The following is a 17,797-nucleotide window of genomic DNA, read 5'->3' as shown; positions in this document are numbered from 1 at the left end:
ACGAATATCGACAAAGCGTAGGGACAGAATCATGGCATTTGTGATTTCAGCCCAGTCCGACATCACGGATGAGGACCGACGTTCACGCATCTATTCGGGCGAAGTGTTCTGCCTACCTTCCCGCGACTCGATCCGCGCCTTCGGCGAATTCGCCTGGGATCTGATCGATGCCGCGTTCGGCGGTCACGATCCACTGACCGCGCACGATGACCTGTCCGTCGAAGAGTACGTCCGCATTCTCGGTCCACTGAAGACCGGATTCACTCATCATCCCCATTCCAAGGCACTTCTCCGAGATGTACTTCTGGATCTCGGAGCAGACATCACCCAGACGTACTTCGACGTACCCAAACTGCGGGTCGTTCCACCGACTTCGTATCTCACCGCCGGCCTCGGCTACAACTACTCCCCGCACCGCGATACCTGGTATTCCGCACCCCAGTGTCAGAACAATTGGTGGACACCGATTCTCGGAGAGACAGACAAGAGCTGCATGGCGTTTTATCCCGAATACTGGCAGAAGCCTACTGACAACTCCAGCGCGGATTTCGATGCATACGAGTGGAACCGCTCGTCTCGCCGCGATGCCGCGCGCTACATCAAGGACGACCCGCGGCCGCACCCCCGGCTCAGCGGGCAAGAACCGGGTAGTGAGATCCGGATCGTCGGGGAAGCCGGCTCGATCTTGTCCTTCTCGGGTGCTCAACTGCATGCAACGGTGCCGAACACCACCGGTCACGCCAGATTCAGCTTCGACTTCCGCACGATCAGTCTCGACGATCTGATCGCGAAAGCCGGTCCTGTGAACGTTGATTCCCACTCGACCGGAACGTCGTTGCGCGACTACATTCGCGCCGACGACTACGAACGACTTCCCGACGACGTGGTCGCACTGTATGACCAGGGTGGAAGCCCCGAGGGTGTACTCGTTTTCAACCCATCCGTACTCGAAGTCAAGTAGAGGATCGCTCGAGCAAGAAACCACTCGAGCAAGGACCACTGTCGAGGAGGCGGTGAAATGACGGACAGCACATCGACCAAGAGAATTCTGGTCACCGGGCATCTGGGCTACCTCGGGGTCGAGATGACTCCGGTACTAGCCGGCCTGGGCCACGAGGTTGTGGGTCTCGATACCGACTACTACCGCGGATGCGACTTCCTCGCCCAGCCTGATCCGTTGCCGATGCTCGACATCGACGTGCGGGATGTCACCCCCGCAGATCTCGTCGGATTCGATGCTGTCGTTCACTTGGCAGCACTGTCGAATGATCCACTCTCCGACATCGACCCCACTCTGACGTATGACATCAACCTGGACGCATCCGTTCGGCTGGCGGAAGCGGCAAAATCGGCGGGCGTCGTCCGGTTCGTTTTCTCGTCGTCGTGCAGCCTGTACGGCGCGGGCAGCGATCTCGAATTGGACGAGAGGTCGGCCTTCAATCCCGTCACCCCGTACGGAGAATCGAAGGTTCGGGTGGAGCAGGAGTTGTCCCGGCTCGCGGACGCTGACTTCTCGCCGATCTACCTACGCAATGCCACCGCGTACGGTTTTTCGCGTCGGCTACGCGCGGACATCGTCGTCAACAATTTGCTCGGACACGCCGTCACCACGGGTAAGGTGCTGCTGCAGAGCGACGGCACGCCGTGGAGGCCCCTCGTCCACGTCCTCGACATCGCGCACGCGTTCGCTCAGGTGCTCGAGGCGCCCAGGCAGGCCATCCACAACCAGGCATTCAATGTCGGGAGAGTCGGCGAAAACTATCAGGTGCGTGACATTGCCAATCTGATAGCCGATGTGGTTCCCGATTGCGTGGTCGGCCACACCGAGGGTGCCATGCCCGACATTCGCAACTACCGTGTCGACTTCTCCAAGATCGCCCGGGAACTACCCGGCTTCACACCCCGGTGGACCCTTCGTCGCGGAATCGAACAACTCTGGGCCGCGTACTCCGATGGCGGAATGACGGCGGAACGCTTCGAAGGAAGACGCTACTTTCGGCTGCGCACCATCACGCAACACCTCGATCGCGGTGCTCTTGGCAACGATTTGCGCTGGGTGACAGCATGATCGAGCCGACGATGATGCGTGGTGTCGACGAAGATACTCGACAGCCCGCGCCGGAACGGATTCCAGTCGCCGGGCCCTGGGTGACGGATCTCGAAGTCCGGTACGTCGCCGAGGCGGCGGCGGGCGACTGGTACTCCAATGCCGGAAGGTCCGTCGGCCAGTTCGAGACCGAGTTCGCCGACTACCTCGGGACCGGCTTCGCCGCGGCCGTGCCTCACTGCACCTCTGCGTTGCATCTCGCGATGCTCGCGCTCGGCATCGGCCCGGGCGACGAGGTGATCGTGCCGGAGGCGACGTGGGTTGCAACGGCAGCCCCGATCACCTACGTGGGGGCGACACCGGTCTTCGCCGACATCGACGTGGACACCTGGTGCATGTCACCCGAATCCCTCACGAAATGCCTGAGCCCGCGCACCAAAGCGATCGCCACCGTCGACCTGTACGGGGGTATGCCAGACATGGCGGCGCTCACCTCGGTCGCGGAAGGTATACCGATCATCGAGGATGCTGCACAATCCATCGGCGGGAAACTGCACGGCCATCTTGCGGGCACCCTCGGCGACATCGGCACATTCAGCTTCCACGGCACGAAAACGTTGACGACCGGTGAGGGCGGAATGGTCGTGACGAATCGAAGCGACCTGGCCGAACGGATTTTCCGGTTGCGCGACCATGGGCGGACCCCTGCCGACCATCGATATTTCACCACCGAGGAGGTGGGGTTCAAATACCGAATGAGCAGTCTGCAGGCCGCATTCGGCCGGGCCCAGTTGGCCCGGATCGACGAACTGCTGGACAAGAAGCGGCAGATCTTCGAGTGGTACGAATACCGTCTCGCCGATGTGCCCGGGGTTCGGCTCAACCATCGGCAGGACGGCGTCAGGAACACCTTCTGGATGGTCACCGCCGTCTTCGACCGATCGTATGGGCTCACTGCTCGTCGACTGATGGAGTTCTTCGATCTGCACATGGTCGATACCCGCCCGTTCCTGCCGCCCCTGAGTTCACTGCCGGCCTTCGCGGGATACGAGACCGCGACTGACGCGGCCTACAGAAACCCAACCGCATACGACATCGCAGCCCGCTCAATCAATCTGCCGTCAGCCCTCGTCCTCACCGAAACACAGGTGGACCGGGTGTGCGACCTCATCCACACCGTTCTTCTCTCGAGTTAGGAAAGCGAATGAAAGCCGTCATTCTCGCCGGTGGACGCGGTACCCGCATCAGCGAAGAGTCGCAGACCCGGCCCAAGCCGATGGTCGAGATCGGTGGGCGCCCAATTCTCTGGCACATCATGAAAATTTACGGCCAGGCCGGTGTCACCGAGTTCATCATTTTGCTCGGTTACAAGGGCTACATGATCAAGGAGTATTTCGCCAACTACTTCCTGCACATGTCCGACGTGACGATCGATCTGTCCACAGACACGACCAAGACTCTCTCGTCCAAGACCGAACCGTGGTCTGTCACACTGCTCGATACGGGCGCCGCGACCATGACCGGTGGACGTTTGCTGCGGGCCAGGGAACACATCGGCGACGAGGTCTTTTCCTTCACGTACGGCGACGGTCTCACGGATGTCGACATTCGCAAGGTAGCCGAGTTCCATCGAGCGTCCGGTTCGACTGCGACGGTCACGGCGGTCCAACCGCCCGGCCGCTACGGCTCTCTCCGGCTCGACGAAGACCAGGTGCAGTTCGAGGAGAAGCCTCGCGGCAGCAGTGGCTGGATCAACGGCGGGTTCTTCGTGGCGTCACCTTCGATCCTCGACTACATCGACGGCGACGACACCGTCTTCGAAAGGACGCCGCTGGAGCGTCTTTCGTCCGATGGTGAACTCTCCGCCTACCAGCACCCCGGTTTCTGGCGTGGCATGGACACGTTGTGGGACAAGATCTACCTCAACGAACTCTGGGACAACGACAAGGCTCCGTGGAAGATCTGGAACGACGGACTCGGCTGCGAAGACAACGCCTCATGAGTACCCTCTGTAGACATTGCGATACGCCTCTGGCGCAGTCCTTCTGCGATCTCGGGATGTCGCCACTGGCCAACTCGTACCTGTCTGCCGATCAACTGGATCGACGAGAGGTTTTCTATCCGTTGCATGCGTATGTGTGCTCGGAGTGCCTTCTCGTCCAACTCGCCGAGTTCGAATCGGCCGAGTTCATCTTCACCGACTATCTCTACTTCTCGTCGTATTCGCAGAGTTGGCTCGATCACGCCCGAACCTACGCCCGCGACATGACGACTCGGCTCCGCCTCGACAGTTCGAAGCAGGTTATCGAGATCGCGAGCAACGACGGATATCTGCTCCAGTACTTCGTCGAGTCCGGCATCCCGTCGCTCGGCATCGAACCCGCGGAGAACGTGGCGGCTGTCGCGCGTGCGCGCGGGATCGACACCCGAATAGGGTTTTTCGGTACATCGATGGCGAGCAAACTGGTCGGGGAGGATGTTCGCGCAGATCTCCTGGTCGGCAATAACGTCCTAGCGCACGTTCCTGACCTCAACGACTTTGTCGCGGGAATGTCGATAGTGCTCGCGGCAGATGGCGTGATCACCATGGAGTTCCCCCACCTACTCCAACTCATCGAACACAATCAGTTCGACACGATCTACCACGAGCACTTCTCCTACTTCTCGCTGTTGAGCGTCACGCGTGTGTTCGCAGCCCACGGCCTGCGAGTGTTCGACGTCGAACAACTCCCGACGCATGGTGGATCCTTGCGAATCCATGCCTGCCACTCCGACTATCCGCGTCACATCACGTCACGCCGAGTGCGCGAGTTGCTCGAGGTCGAACAAGCCGCCGGCCTCCATCTTGCGGACGGATACACCGCGTTCCCGGACCGGGTGAAGCGCACCAAACGAGCATTGCTCGAATTCCTCATCGACGCACGCAATCGTGGACTGACGACGGCCGCCTACGGCGCCCCCGCAAAGGGGAACACACTCCTCAACTACTGCGGAATCCGAGACGATTTGCTCGACTACACCGTCGATCGGAGTCCGCACAAGCAGGGAAAGTTTCTACCGGGCACCCATCTACCTATCTACGCGCCCGATCACATTCGGGAGACTCGCCCCGACTATCTGTTGATCCTCCCGTGGAACCTGCAGGACGAGGTTGTGCAGGACATGTCCTATATCCGAGAATGGAGTGGAAAGTTCGTCGTCCCCGTTCCCGAACTCGTCGTGCTCTGAGCCCACGGGTCAGCGGGCTAGTCGAAGTTCACTCACCGCTGGAACTCGATCCGTACACTGCGCAAATGGACACGACCGATCATGAGACCGATCATGAGACCGGTCCGCGACGGTGCCTGCAAGGAATTGTCCCTGCACCGAATTTTCTGAGCAACGAAGAACGGCATACGGGTATACGCACTGCATGAAAGGATAGGTCAGTGAGCGCAGCGGGAGAATACGGGGAGAGGCGGCAGCCTCTCCCGGACACCGCGATGGGCTACCTCGAACAACTACCGGCTCTGGTCCTGCTTGAGCGCCTGCCAATCCCTGTCTTGGCAGTGGAGCACGACGGGACCGTCGTCCACGCAAACACCGCGTTCGAGGAGATGCTGGGACGTTCACTCGAATCACTTCGTGGACGCTCGGTGTCGGAAATCCTCGTCCTCGATGAAACGACCACCGGTCGGGCTGCGGTGGAATACCTCCAAGATTGCGCCACCGCACCGGTCGGGCTCGTCCACTCCGACGGATCCACCGTTCACGCACTGGTCAGCCAGTCCATCCTGCGCCGAAGCGACGACCCCGTGACGCTCGTCTGCTTTCACGACGTCACCGAGCAATTGTGGAACAGTGGTCGCGCACCTCTCTTCGAGTGATCCGCTCCTCCGTTCGCTTCACCGCGAAACCGCCCGATGGTGATCGGGGGCGGATTAGGTTGGCGGTATGGCAGCCGGCACGGGCAAGTCTCCCGCGGTGGAGTTGGAGGTCGGTGACCGGATCGTGCCGATCTCACATCCGGAACGCGTCTACTTCCCCGCCACCGGCGCCACGAAGCTCGATCTCGCGAACTATTATCTCAGCGTCGGCGACGGCATCGTGCGCGCGCTGCGCGAGCGGCCCTGCATGATGCACCGTTTCCCGGACGGGCTGAGTGGCGAGAAGGTCCACCAGAAACGATTGCCGCACGGTGCGCCGGACTGGGTGCAGACGGTGCGGGTGAACTTTCCGCGTTACAACCGCCACGCCGACGAACTGTGCGTGACACATCTGGCGGACGTGATCTGGTCGGTACAGATGTCCACAGTCGAGTTCCACCCGTGGAACTCGCGCCGCGACGATGTCGAACGTCCCGACGAGTGGCGGATCGATCTCGATCCGATGCCCGAGTGCGGATTCGACACGGTGCAGCGCGTTGCCGGGGTGGTGCGCGAGTTACTCGACGAACTCGGTGCGACGGGCTGGCCGAAGACCTCGGGCGGAAGCGGCATGCACATCTACGTCCGGATCCGGCCTGACTGGGGGTTCGGCGACGTCCGGCGGGCTGCGCTGGCCTTCGCACGCGAGGTCGAGCGCCGGGCACCACAGGACGTGACGACCGCCTGGTGGCGCAGGGACCGCGATCCACACAAGTTGTTCGTCGACTACAACCAGAACGCCCGCGATCACACCATGGCCTCCGCGTACTCGGTGCGGGGTGTGCCCGATGCGACGGTGTCCACCCCGGTCACCTGGGATGAAATCGACGACGTGACTCCCCACGATTTCACCATCGCGACCGTGCCCGCGCGCTTCGCGGAACTCGGCGACCTGCACGCAGGGATCGACGATGCGGTGTACTCGATAGAGCAGCTACTGGAATGGGCCGAACGCGACGAGGCCAAAGGCCACCCCCAACCCGGTGGTGCAGAGAACTAGCAATCGGGACCGAGGTCGCCGGCGCGCCCGACGTCAACGCGACGCAAGCCCCGACCGTACGGCCGACGCTTGCATCTCGCATTCAGGGACTGTTACAGCGCCTACCGAGGCGGCTGGCGTGGTGGTCATGGTGTTCTCGTGCCCGACTTGCGAGTTCCTCCGGTGAGTCGCGGAATCGTGTCGCCGTCCCTTTGAGCTTCGAGGACAGACGCGACTGCGGCCAGGCACCCTGGGCGTGGAATCGCCCCACCCTTCGGTCGTGGAATCGCCCCACCCTTCGGTCGTGGAATCGCCCGGCCCTTCGGTCGTGGAATCGCCCGGCCCTTCGGTCGGAAAATCCACAGCCTTCATCCCACCCGGCCGATCACTTCCAACACGTCGCGGAGCGCGGACAGCGAGTGCGCCGGCAGGATGGCATCGCAGAAGGGCAGCGCAGCCGCCATGGATCCCGCGAGCGGCCGGAAGTCGGGGTCGCCAGCGCGAGGGTTGAGCCAGACGACACTGTGCGCCCGACGCCTCACGCGCACGAGCGCGTGTGCGAGACGGTCCGGGTCGTCGCTGTCCCACCCGTCTGAGGCGATGACCACGAGCGCGCCCCGTAACGCATTACCGTACGGCGAAGACAGCAGTTCGCCCAGGCTGCCGGCGATGTGTGTGCCCCCGAACCGGTCGGCCACCTTCTCGTTCGCCCTCCGGACTGCGGTCTCGGCACTGCGATGGGCCAGCACCGGAGTCAGTCGCGTCAGGGACGTAGAGAAGGCGAACACCTCTGGCCTGCCTGCGGTCTGCCGCTGCACGGCCGCCCGCATCAGGTGCAGATAGATCGCCGCGTACGGCTGCATCGATCGGCTCACGTCGCAGAGCATCACGATGCGCCGCGGGCGGGTACGGGTACGGGACCTCGCGAGAACCACCGGTTCCCATCCCGTGGCCCTCGACCGGTTCATGGTGGCGCGCAAGTCGATACGGCGACCACGGCGATGCACTTCGCGGCGGCGGGTACGGCGGCGCGGCCACTGCGCAGTGGCCCGCTCCAGCCATGATCCGAGGAGTCGGAGATCGTCGGCGTCGAACCGCGCGAAGGGTTCCTCCGCACGTGCCACGAGACGGCTGGGTAGGGTGTCCGGCACAGAGGTGAGGGCATCGTCGAAGTTATCGCCGGATCCGTCGTCGCCGCCCGTCATCGTCGGCCGGGTCACCCACGGCACACCGTCGACGTCCTCGGCCTCGTCTGCCCGGTGGCGGCCGTCGCGGATACCGGCCAGCGACGTCTCCAGTGCCGGCGCCGCGCGGCGCGCAATCGGATCCAGCGACACGAGTGCGTCGTCGAACACCGCGGAAAAAACCGCATCGAAGGCGGCGAGATCGTCCACGCGGTTGACGAGAGTCAGACGCGCCGACCAGTACAGCGGTGCCCGGGAGGTCGGCGGCGACAGATGTAGAGACTTCACGAAAACAGCTGGGCCACTTGCAGAGACGACAACTCCGCTGGATCGAAGCCTCGCGACCAGTGCCACGGCGAACGCTGCCAGATCGACTCCTCGCAGTATGCCCGTAGCGGTCATCGCCCTCGGCGGCCGACCAGCACGGCGACCACGATTCCCGCCAGCACGGCGACCACAATAGGGGCGAAGCGTTTCCACGTCCCGGCACCGGAAAGTTCGAGCAGATCCAGCGGTTCCGGCTCGGCTACCGGGTGGACGGCGGTGAGCGTGGAGGTGCCGACGGCCGTTTCTGCCTCCGGTTGCGCCCGATCAACGGCTCCGTCTGTCAACCTCGCCTCCAGCGACTGCGCGAACTGTCCGAGAAGTTTCTCCGACACCTGCGTGAGCATGCCGCTGCCGAATTGCGCGAGCTTGCCGACGATCTTCATGTCGGTGTCCACGGTGACCCGGGTGCCGTTGTCCACCTCGTACAATTGCGCGGTGATGGTCGCGGACGCGTTGCCCGAGCCCCGTGAATCCCGGCCGATCGCGTCGATCACAGCGCGATGCTCTTTCTCGTCACGGACGACGAAGGCGGCCTTGCCCTTGAACTCGCTCGTCACCGGACCGACCTTCACCTTGACCTTGCCCAGGTAGTCGTCCCCCTCCCGCCCGGTCATCTGTGCCCCCGGTAGCAGCGGGGCGACCTCGTCGAGGTCACTGAGCACCGCCCATGCCTTGTCGATCGGTGCGTTGACGGTGAATTCGTGGGCGATCTTCATCTCACGTGCCTCTCATCGTGTGTCCAGGCCGTGCGCGTAGTCGGCGAAAGAGTCCTGGATTGTCGTGCGATCGTCCGGGGTCTTGGCAAGCGCACTCAGGCTCCGGACCGCGTCGTCTTTGACCAGATCGGCGACACCGAGCGCGGCGAGTGCTGAAACCCAGTCGATCGTCTCCGCGACACCGGGCGGCTTGTCGAGATCGAGTTCGCGTGCTTGGCCCACGAATCGAGTGGCGTGCTCGATGAGGAGCGCCTCGGCCCCTGGAACAGTGCGACGCACGATGGCGGCGGCCCGCGCGGGCTCGGGATAGTCGATCCAGTGGTACAGGCAGCGCCTGCGGAGGGCGTCATGCAAGTCTCGACTCCGATTGGACGTCAACACGACGACGGGGTGATGCTCGGCGGTGAACGTTCCCAACTCAGGGACAGTGACCGATGCCTCGCCCAGGAATTCCAGGAGAAGAGCCTCGAATTCGTCATCGGCTCGATCTATTTCGTCGATCAGGAGCACCGGCGGGGTCGGGCCCTGATACCTCACACACTGCAGAATCGCACGTTGCAGCAGAAAATCCTCGGTGAAGAGGTCATCCTCCGTGAGTCCGTCGCCCCGCGATTCAGCCAACCGGATGGTGAGCAACTGCCGCTGATAGTTCCAGTCGTAGAGTGCCTCGTTTGCTGTGAGGCCCTCGTAACATTGCAATCGAATCAGGGGTGCACCAAGTACATTGGCGAGTGCCTTGGCTGCGGTAGTCTTCCCGACCCCGGGTTCCCCTTCGAGTAGGAGCGGACGGCGCAGCACCGTCGCGAGATACAGCGCCGACGCGGTACCGAGGTCGAGAAGATAGTCCTCGAGATCGAAGCGGCGCACCACATCCGCCACATCCTCGAAAACCTCCGTCATAGCGCTCCCCCCGCCTGCGCGAACGACGCTCGACAACCTGGCCAGCAAAACCAGAAGTCCTCGTTGCCTCGGCTCAGGTGCAGAGTGTCCGCACCAACCACCACACTCATTCCGCACACCGGATCGATCGCCTCGGTCGCCACCGCCGGCTGGGCCGATTCGGCCGCCGGAACGCGGAGTCCGCCGATCCGCAATTCTCTCACCAACTCCGCCGCGATCGACACCGCGATCTCGGCCGCAGTCTTGGCGCCGATGTCCAGACCGACGGGGGTGTGTACCCGAGCCCGCTCGGCCACCGTCAGACCTAGAGTGTCGAGGATTGCCCCGCCTCGGACCCGACTGGCGACGAGGCCGATATACCCGACACCGGCATCGAGCGCCGCGCGGATGATCTCGGGTTCGGGTCCACCGTGACCGGCGAGTACCACCGCCGTCGTACCGGAGAGGCTCTCGATGTCGGCGTCGTCTCGCTCGAGGTCGAATCCCAACATCGCGGACATACCCACCAGATGATTCGCGATCGGCGTGGACCCACAGATCCTCACCAGCGGCGGCGGCAATTGTGGCTCGAGGAAAATCTCCATGGCGCCGCCGGACAGGCACGGATTCACCACGACGGACGCGCCCGGCGTCTCAGGGAAATGCACGGCGCCGTCCGGAAGGACGCGCAGCAGCACACTCTCGTTGGTCTCCAGCGCGGCCAAGGCCGCCTGGCGCACCGAGTTCTGCGCGCACTGACCGCCCACGAAGCCCTCGATCGACCCGTCTTGCAGAAGGATCGCCTCGTCGCCGGAGTGGCTGGACGTCGGCTGCTGCGCCCGCACCACGGTGGCGTGAACGAACGGCCTGCGGTCGCGCGTCAGTTGCGCCACATGCTCTTTCAGATCCATCAGACCTCCTGCCGATTCGATGTACACGACTCAGATCGGTGGAGTCGCACGGCCCTGCATGGCTTCCCATACTCGCGACGGGGTTAGCGGCATGTCGGCATGCCGGACACCGAACGGGGCGAGCGCGTCCACGACGGCATTCACCACGGCTGCAGGCGATCCGACGGTCGCGGACTCGCCGACGCCCTTCGCGCCGATCGGGTGATATGGCGACGGCGTGACGGTGAAGCCCGTCTCGAGTGTCGGAACCTCGAGCGCGGTGGGGATCAGGTAGTCCATCAGCGACCCGCCGAGGCAGTTGCCGTCCTCGTCGAACTCGATGATCTCCATCAGAGCCATACCGATACCGTCGACGATTCCGCCGTGCACCTGCCCCTCGATGATCATCGGGTTGATGCGAGTGCCGCAGTCGTCGACGGCGAGGAACCGCCGCACCTTCACCTCGGCAGTGCCGGGATCGACGTCGACGACGCAGAAGTAGGCGCCGTAGGGATACGTCAGATTATCGGGGTTGTAGCAGATCTGTGCCTCGAGCCCGCCCTCGATGCCCTCCGGCAGGTCGCCCGCTCCGTGCGCCCGCATCGCGATGTCCTGAATGGTCACCTTCGCCGAGGGATCGCCCTTCACATGGAACTCGCCCTTCTCCCATTCCAGATCCGCGACCGAGGCCTCGAGCATTCCCGACGCTATGATCTTCGCCTTGTCTCGCACCTTGCGGGCGACCAGTGCCGCGGCCGCCCCCGACACCGGCGTCGACCTACTGCCATACGTACCGAGTCCGAACGGCGTGTTGTCGGTATCGCCGTGCACGACGTCGATGTCTTCCGGCGGAATCCCGAGTTCCTCCGCCACGATCTGCGCGAACGTCGTCTCGTGGCCCTGTCCCTGAGTCTGCACCGACAACCGCACCACGGCCTTGCCCGTCGGGTGCACGCGCAGTTCGCATCCGTCCGCCATGCCCAGTCCGAGAATGTCCATGTCTTTCCGAGGCCCGGCACCGACTGCTTCGGTGAAGAACGACATGCCGATTCCCATCAGTTCACCGCGCTCCCGGCGCTCCCTCTGCTCCCCCCGCAACTGTTCGTACCCGATCAGGTCCATGGCCTTGCGCATGGTGGTCTCGTAGTCGCCCGAGTCGTACACCCACCCTGTCTTGCTGGTGTAGGGGAACTGCTCCGGCCTCAGCAGGTTGTTCAGCCGAAGTTCCGCGGGATCCATCTTCAGATCGAACGCGAGGCAGTCGACGAGGCGTTCGACCAGGTAGACGGCCTCGGTGATGCGGAACGAACAGGCATATGCCACGCCGCCGGGTGCCTTGTTCGTGTACACCGCCGTCATCGCGCAGTGCGCGGCCTCGATGTCGTAACTACCGGTGAAGACGCCGAAGAATCCCGCCGGGTACTTCACGGGCGCCGCCACGCCGTTGAACGCCCCGTGGTCGGCCAGCACCTTCGTACGGATCGCGAGTATCTTCCCTTCGGACGTCGCCGCAATCTCGCCGACCATGATGTAGTCGCGTGCGAATCCGGTGCTCATCAGGTTCTCGCTGCGGTCCTCCATCCACTTCACCGGTTTGCCCGTCACGAGCGACGCGACGATCGCGCACACGTACCCGGGGTAGATCGGAACCTTGTTCCCGAATCCTCCGCCGATGTCCGGGGAGACCACCCGGATCTTGTGTTCCGGGATACCCGCGACCAGGGCGTAGAGCGTCCGGTGTGCGTGCGGGGCCTGAGAGGTGGAGTACAGGGTCAGCTTGCCGGACACCCGGTCGACGTCCGCCACCGCGCCGCACGTCTCCATCGGCGCCGGATGCACTCGGGGGTAGACGATCTCCTGTTTCACCACAACGTCCGCTTTCGCGAACACGGCCTCGGTAGCCTCGGCGTCGCCTGTCTCCCAGTCGAAACAGTGATTGTCCTTCTTGCCCTCGAGGTCGGTGCGAATGACGGGGGCGTCCGGGGACAGTGCCGTGCGGACATCGACGACGGGATCGAGCATGTCGTACTCGACGTCGATCAGTTCCAGCGCGTCCCGGGCAGAATATCGATCCTCGGCGATGGCGAACGCCACCTCCTGGCCCTGGAAGCGCACCTTGTCGGTAGCGAGGACGGCCTGCACATCATTGGATAGCGTCGGCATCCATGCGAGGTTCTTCGCGGCAAGATCGGCGCCAGTCACCACCGCGATCACCTTCGGATGCGCCTGCGCCGCACTGGTATCGATACTCACGATTTTCGCGTGCGCGACTGGTGACCTCAGGATCGCCAGGTGCAGCATCCCGGGGAGGGTGATGTCGTCGACGTAGTTGCCGAGTCCCCGTATGAACCGAGGATCCTCCTTGCGGAGCATGCGGCCGTGGCCGCAGGGCTTCTTGTCGTTGTCTTCCAGTTCGGCGCCGTCTAACGGCGGACGTGATTCGACTGTGGTCATGACGCACTTCCCGCGTGTTCATCGGCTGTGATCGGCGCGCCCGGTGTCTCGGCTTCTTGCTCGGACTCGGCGGCCCCATTCTGACGGTGCTCTGCGGCCCACTGGATCGAGCGCACGATCGTGGTGTAACCGGTGCAACGACAGATCTGCCCGGAGATCGCTTCCCGGATGGTGGCCTCGTCCGGACTCTCGTTCTCGTCCAGCAAAGCCCGTGCCGTCATCATCATTCCCGGGGTACAAAACCCGCACTGCAGTCCGTGGCACTGCATGAAACCCTGTTGGACCGGATCGAGTTCGCCGCCTTGCTCGAGACCCTCGACAGTGCGGACGTCGTGTCCGCCGGCCATCGCCGCGAGCATCGTGCACGACTTCACCGGATCGCCGTCCACGGTGACGACGCAGGTTCCGCAGTTGCTGGTGTCGCACCCCCAGTGGGTCCCGGTCAGACCGAGTTGGTCGCGGAGGAAGTGAACCAACAGCATGCGCGGTTCCACCTCGGCGGTCACCGACTCCCCGTTGACGGTCATCTTCACCTGCATGGCTATGCCTCTTCCTGAGTCGGCTCGTGCCCGACGTTTTCCTGGGTCGGACCGTGCCCGACGTTGCTGCGGAGCACCCGGTCGACCGCTGTACGGAGTGTGCGGATCGTGAGTTCTGACGCGAGATGACGTTTGTAGTCGGCCGTGCCCCGCGCATCCCCGACAGGCTCGCAGGCCTGCGCGGCGAGGCGTCCGGCCTGCGCGAAGGTCTCCTCGGACGGGGAGCTACCGACGAGGTAGTCAGCGACGGACACGAGCCCGGACGGTTCCGGGTAGACCGCCGTCAGACCGACTGCCGCACGTGCGATCTCACCACTCTCCACGGTGACAGCGGATCCGGCCGCCGTTACCGCCCAATCCCCGGTTCGCCGTTCGACCTTGGCATACGCGCTCGAACTGTGGCTGCGCACCGGTATCACGATTTCGATGAGCATCTCGTTGTGCGCAAGCGCTGTCTCATACGGTCCGACGACGAACTCGGACACGGGGATCTCGCGGCGCCCGCGGGGGCCTCGCACCACACACGTCGCGTCGAGTACCTCACACACCGTCGTGAGGTCTTCGGCTGGATCGGCCTGGCACAGCGATCCACCGATGGTCCCCCGGTTGCGCACCACCGGATCGGCGATCACCTTCTCCGCGTCGCGGAACACGGGAAACACCGCCGCGAGTTCGTCCGATTCCAGAAGCCGACGGTGCCGTGCCATCGCGCCGATTCGCATCTTCTTCGGCTCTGTCGTGATATACCCGAGTTCGCCCTCGAGGTCGTTGATGTCGATGAGGTACTCAGGGTTGGCGAGGCGGAGCTTCATCATGGGAAGCAGACTGTGACCGCCCGCCACCAGTCGAGCTTCGTCGCCCAGTCGATCGAGCAGACCTATGGCGTCTTCGACGCCCGTTGCACGCTCGTACTCGAAATTCCCTGGAACTTGCATTGTGGCCTTCCTCACAAAGGGGGATCCTTTCAGACTGCGCAAGAACCGGTTGCCCGTCAAGCCCAGGAGAATCTCCACATCCGGCACGCGCTGATCCCGCAGAGGGGCGAAGTGAGTCGTTCCGCCGGAATGCCCTGTCTTGGTAAGAAAATGAGGATTCCGGAGGTTCGTGTCGTTCGAAGTCAGGCTGGATCTACGTGGGAGCCGACGGGCTCCTCGTGGTGAATCCGGCCACTCGACTCCGCAAGCCGGCGTCCGGTGCCTCCCCACCGGTGGGCAATGATCTCGGCCGCGATCGACACGGCTGTCTCCTCCGGCGTCCGGGCACCGATGTCCAGTCCGATCGGACTCGACAACCGGGCAAGTTCGGTGTCACTCAGACCGACCTCGCGAAGGCGTTCGCGCCGGTCCAGGTCGGTTCGGCGTGATCCCATGGCTCCGATGAACGCGACGTCGGGCAGGCGCAGCGCCGTCTCGAGCAACGGGACGTCGAACTTCGGATCGTGGGTGAGCACGCAGATCACCGTCCGGCCGTCGATCGCGTCGGCCTCGGCCTGCTCAGCGAGATAGCGGTGCGGCCAGTCGACGACCACCTCGTCCGCCGTCGGGAACCTCGATGTCGTCGCGAACACGGGACGAGCATCGCAGACCGTCACCCGATATCCCATGAATGCGCCCTGTCGGGCCACTGCAGCCGCGAAGTCGATTGCCCCGAACACCAGCATGCGCGGCCTCGGCGCATAGCTGGCAACGAACACCTCCATACCCTCACCACGACGCTGCCCGTCCGTGCCGTACGTCAGCACCGTGTTGACACCCGCCGCGAGCAGGCCACGGGCATCGTCGGTGACGGCTGAATCGGCACGGGCCGAGCCCACCGAGCCGCTGACATCCTCGGGATGAACGACCAACCGAAGCCCGATCCGCGCCGCATCGGGATGTGAGATCACCGTGGCCACCGCGACCGGGCGATGATTCTCGACGTCGTCGGCCACCCCGCCCAGCTCCTGAAAACTGTCACGCGATACCGATTCGACGAAGATGTCGATGATTCCACCGCAGGTGAGACCAACGGAGAACGCATTTTCGTCAGTGACGCCGTACCGCTGCAATACCGGCACTCCCGAAGCCGTGACTTCCGCGGCCAAGTCGTAGACGGCTCCCTCGACGCACCCACCCGACACCGACCCGGAGACGCTCCCGTCCGGTGCCACGACCATCGATGCCCCGGCCGGTCGCGGTGCCGAGTGGAACGTGCGGACCACGGTTCCGACCCCCGCCGTTCCACCTGCAGTCCACACCTGCAACAGATCTGCCAACACGTCGCGCATCAGCATCCTTCCCAGCCGAGTCCGACACCCGCTTGGTTTCAGCCTATTGCCGAAGAGGCAGATTTGGCTCAGGAGCCGGGAACCTCGATGTCCACGGGCGCGAGCGGATACGGATGTCGCACCGACCCCGGCGATCCGGTAGTGACCCCACGGATCACGATCGACGAGTGCGGCTGGTACCTCGGGGCATCGGGCCCGCCGCCGAGAGCCGTCAACGAACCGAAATGACGCCGCCACCCGCAACTGTCGAGGTGGCGGCCTCATCCGGTTTCAGGGTGCGGGTGTCAGCTGAAAACGCTGCCCCAGCCGCTGCCTGAGCCTGTGCCCGAACCGAAGTCGAAGCACAACGATCCGGTGCACTTGCCGATGGCGATCACCGACACCGTGTTGTCGCCATTGTTGGTGACGTAGGCGCGGGAACCGTCCGGCGCGATCGGCACCCCGAACGGGAAGGTCCCGACCGGGACGGTCTCGATGCCGGTGTCGGTGCCGGTGTCGATCACCGACACCGTGCCGTCGGTGGCGTTGGTGACGTAGGCGCGGGACCCGTCCGGGGTGATCGCCACCCCTTCCGGGTCGGGCCCGACCACGATGGGGCCGCCGACCACCATGTCGGTGCCGGTGTCGATCACCGACACCGTGCCGGTGCCATCACGGTTGGCGACGTAGGCGCGCGACCCGTCCGGGGTGACCGCCACCCCTTGCGGACCGTTCCCGACAAGGATGGGGCCGCCGACCACCATGTCGGTGCCGGTGTCGATCACCGACACCGTGCCGTCGGTGGCGTTGGTGACGTAGGCGCGGGTTCCGTTCGGGGTGATCGCCACCCCGAACGGGTTGGTCCCGACCGGGACGGTCGCGGTGACCATGTTGGTGCCGGTGTCGATCACCGACACCGTGCCGCCTCCAAAGTTGGTGACGTAGGCGCGGGTTCCGTTCGGGGTGATCGCCACCCCGATCGGGTTGGTCCCTACCGGGATGGGCGCGCCCACGACCGTGTTGTTGGCGGTGTCGATCACCGACACCGAATTGCCGACATTGTTGGTGACGTAGGCGCGGGACCCGTCAGGGGTGATCGCCACCCCCAGCGGGGCGGCCCCGACGGTGATGGTGCCGATGACGGTATCCGCTGCCGCGGTCGCCGTCCCCATCCCGGCAATACCGAGGACCATCGCGGCGGTGGCCGTCAATCCGAGCAACAGACGCTGGGCGCGCCCCTGGACCGTTCGGTGGCGGCGCATCGTATCGTGCTGATTCACATTCGTCTCCTGACTCAGAGGAACAAACCGGATCAACCTTCGTCACTTCGGGAACCGGCGGTCGGAACCGAACACCAGCCCACCGGAGGCTAACAACCGGATGCCGATTCCGACTCAAAACCACCGAAATCCTGACGGCCACAAGGACACACGAAGTATCATCGAGCATTCGGATCCCGGCGTTCCGGGTTGACTCCGCCTAGTACTCCGTGGTGCACAAGTTCCTGTACGAACATGCGAGATCCTGTCTCCCGCGACCGGAGTGCACGATCGCTGCGATCGGATCACGTTGCTCGGACTGAGTTATGCACGGGCCGACACCCACGGGCCGACACTGCACGTGAGGCCTTAA

At 63.9% G+C, this 17,797-nt stretch carries 16 protein-coding genes; 7 read left to right on the top strand and 9 right to left on the bottom strand.

The features are described from left to right. Positions 1 to 31: 31 nt before the first annotated feature. The 7 genes from RM2_RS12755 to ligD all read left to right on the top strand — a co-directional run bounded on the left by RM2_RS12755 (position 32) and on the right by ligD (position 6,952). Positions 32 to 961 carry a hypothetical protein gene (locus tag RM2_RS12755; RefSeq protein ID WP_072689805.1) on the top strand — a complete coding sequence of 310 codons (930 nt, stop codon included), beginning with the start codon at positions 32 to 34 and terminating at the stop codon, positions 959 to 961. A 57-nt stretch (positions 962 to 1,018) separates the two neighbouring features. Continuing rightward, entirely contained in the window at positions 1,019 to 2,068 is a 1,050-nt protein-coding gene (locus tag RM2_RS12750) for an NAD-dependent epimerase/dehydratase family protein (RefSeq protein ID WP_072689803.1), read from the top strand. Next, positions 2,065 to 3,243, top strand: a complete 1,179-nt coding sequence (locus tag RM2_RS12745; RefSeq protein ID WP_218017223.1) for a DegT/DnrJ/EryC1/StrS family aminotransferase — start codon at positions 2,065 to 2,067, stop codon at positions 3,241 to 3,243. Before RM2_RS12750 ends, RM2_RS12745 begins: the two co-directional genes overlap by 4 nt. An 8-nt stretch (positions 3,244 to 3,251) precedes the next feature. Next, a complete protein-coding gene (gene rfbF, locus RM2_RS12740; RefSeq protein ID WP_072689802.1) occupies positions 3,252 to 4,049 on the top strand; it encodes a glucose-1-phosphate cytidylyltransferase in 798 nt (265 codons plus the stop codon). Continuing rightward, positions 4,046 to 5,275 (top strand): class I SAM-dependent methyltransferase, encoded by a 1,230-nt coding sequence (locus RM2_RS12735; protein WP_072689800.1) that lies wholly within the window; start codon positions 4,046 to 4,048, stop codon positions 5,273 to 5,275. Before rfbF ends, RM2_RS12735 begins: the two co-directional genes overlap by 4 nt. A 254-nt stretch (positions 5,276 to 5,529) precedes the next feature. Continuing rightward, entirely contained in the window at positions 5,530 to 5,913 is a 384-nt protein-coding gene (locus RM2_RS12730; RefSeq protein ID WP_072689798.1) for a PAS domain S-box protein, read from the top strand. A 67-nt stretch (positions 5,914 to 5,980) separates the two neighbouring features. After that, a complete protein-coding gene (gene ligD, locus RM2_RS12725) occupies positions 5,981 to 6,952 on the top strand; it encodes a non-homologous end-joining DNA ligase (protein ID WP_072689797.1) in 972 nt (323 codons plus the stop codon). Between the two features lie 347 nt (positions 6,953 to 7,299). Here the strand turns inward: ligD and RM2_RS12720 are convergent, their stop codons facing one another. From RM2_RS12720 to RM2_RS12680, 9 genes are all read right to left on the bottom strand, one after another. Beyond that, a complete protein-coding gene (locus RM2_RS12720) occupies positions 7,300 to 8,517 on the bottom strand; it encodes a vWA domain-containing protein (RefSeq protein WP_072689795.1) in 1,218 nt (405 codons plus the stop codon). After that, complete coding sequence (locus RM2_RS12715; RefSeq protein ID WP_072689793.1) at positions 8,514 to 9,158, bottom strand: SRPBCC family protein; 645 nt, start codon at positions 9,156 to 9,158, stop codon at positions 8,514 to 8,516. The genes RM2_RS12720 and RM2_RS12715 overlap by 4 nt, the downstream gene beginning before the upstream one ends. Positions 9,159 to 9,170: 12 nt before the next feature. Further along, on the bottom strand, positions 9,171 to 10,058 hold the full coding sequence (locus RM2_RS12710) for an AAA family ATPase (RefSeq protein WP_072689792.1): 888 nt from the start codon (positions 10,056 to 10,058) through the stop codon (positions 9,171 to 9,173). Continuing rightward, positions 10,055 to 10,948 (bottom strand): XdhC family protein, encoded by an 894-nt coding sequence (locus tag RM2_RS12705; RefSeq protein WP_072689933.1) that lies wholly within the window; start codon positions 10,946 to 10,948, stop codon positions 10,055 to 10,057. The genes RM2_RS12710 and RM2_RS12705 overlap by 4 nt, the downstream gene beginning before the upstream one ends. Before the next feature lie 30 nt (positions 10,949 to 10,978). After that, complete coding sequence (locus tag RM2_RS12700) at positions 10,979 to 13,381, bottom strand: aerobic carbon-monoxide dehydrogenase large subunit (protein ID WP_072689791.1); 2,403 nt, start codon at positions 13,379 to 13,381, stop codon at positions 10,979 to 10,981. Continuing rightward, the gene (locus tag RM2_RS12695) at positions 13,378 to 13,920 is read right to left on the bottom strand and encodes a (2Fe-2S)-binding protein (RefSeq protein WP_072689790.1); all 543 of its coding nucleotides are present in this window, start codon (positions 13,918 to 13,920) and stop codon (positions 13,378 to 13,380) included. Before RM2_RS12695 ends, RM2_RS12700 begins: the two co-directional genes overlap by 4 nt. A 2-nt stretch (positions 13,921 to 13,922) precedes the next feature. After that, complete coding sequence (locus RM2_RS12690; protein ID WP_072689931.1) at positions 13,923 to 14,855, bottom strand: FAD binding domain-containing protein; 933 nt, start codon at positions 14,853 to 14,855, stop codon at positions 13,923 to 13,925. A 182-nt stretch (positions 14,856 to 15,037) separates the two neighbouring features. Then, the gene (locus RM2_RS12685; RefSeq protein ID WP_072689929.1) at positions 15,038 to 16,186 is read right to left on the bottom strand and encodes an XdhC family protein; all 1,149 of its coding nucleotides are present in this window, start codon (positions 16,184 to 16,186) and stop codon (positions 15,038 to 15,040) included. A gap of 284 nt (positions 16,187 to 16,470) precedes the next feature. Then, a complete protein-coding gene (locus RM2_RS12680; protein ID WP_245813890.1) occupies positions 16,471 to 17,445 on the bottom strand; it encodes a beta-propeller fold lactonase family protein in 975 nt (324 codons plus the stop codon). Positions 17,446 to 17,797 lie beyond the last annotated feature (352 nt).

Origin of the sequence: Rhodococcus marinonascens NBRC 14363 (genome assembly GCF_001894885.1) — a bacterium.
Classification (GTDB): domain Bacteria; phylum Actinomycetota; class Actinomycetes; order Mycobacteriales; family Mycobacteriaceae; genus Rhodococcus_F; species Rhodococcus_F marinonascens.
This window is presented reverse-complemented; position numbering and strand designations above follow the sequence as displayed.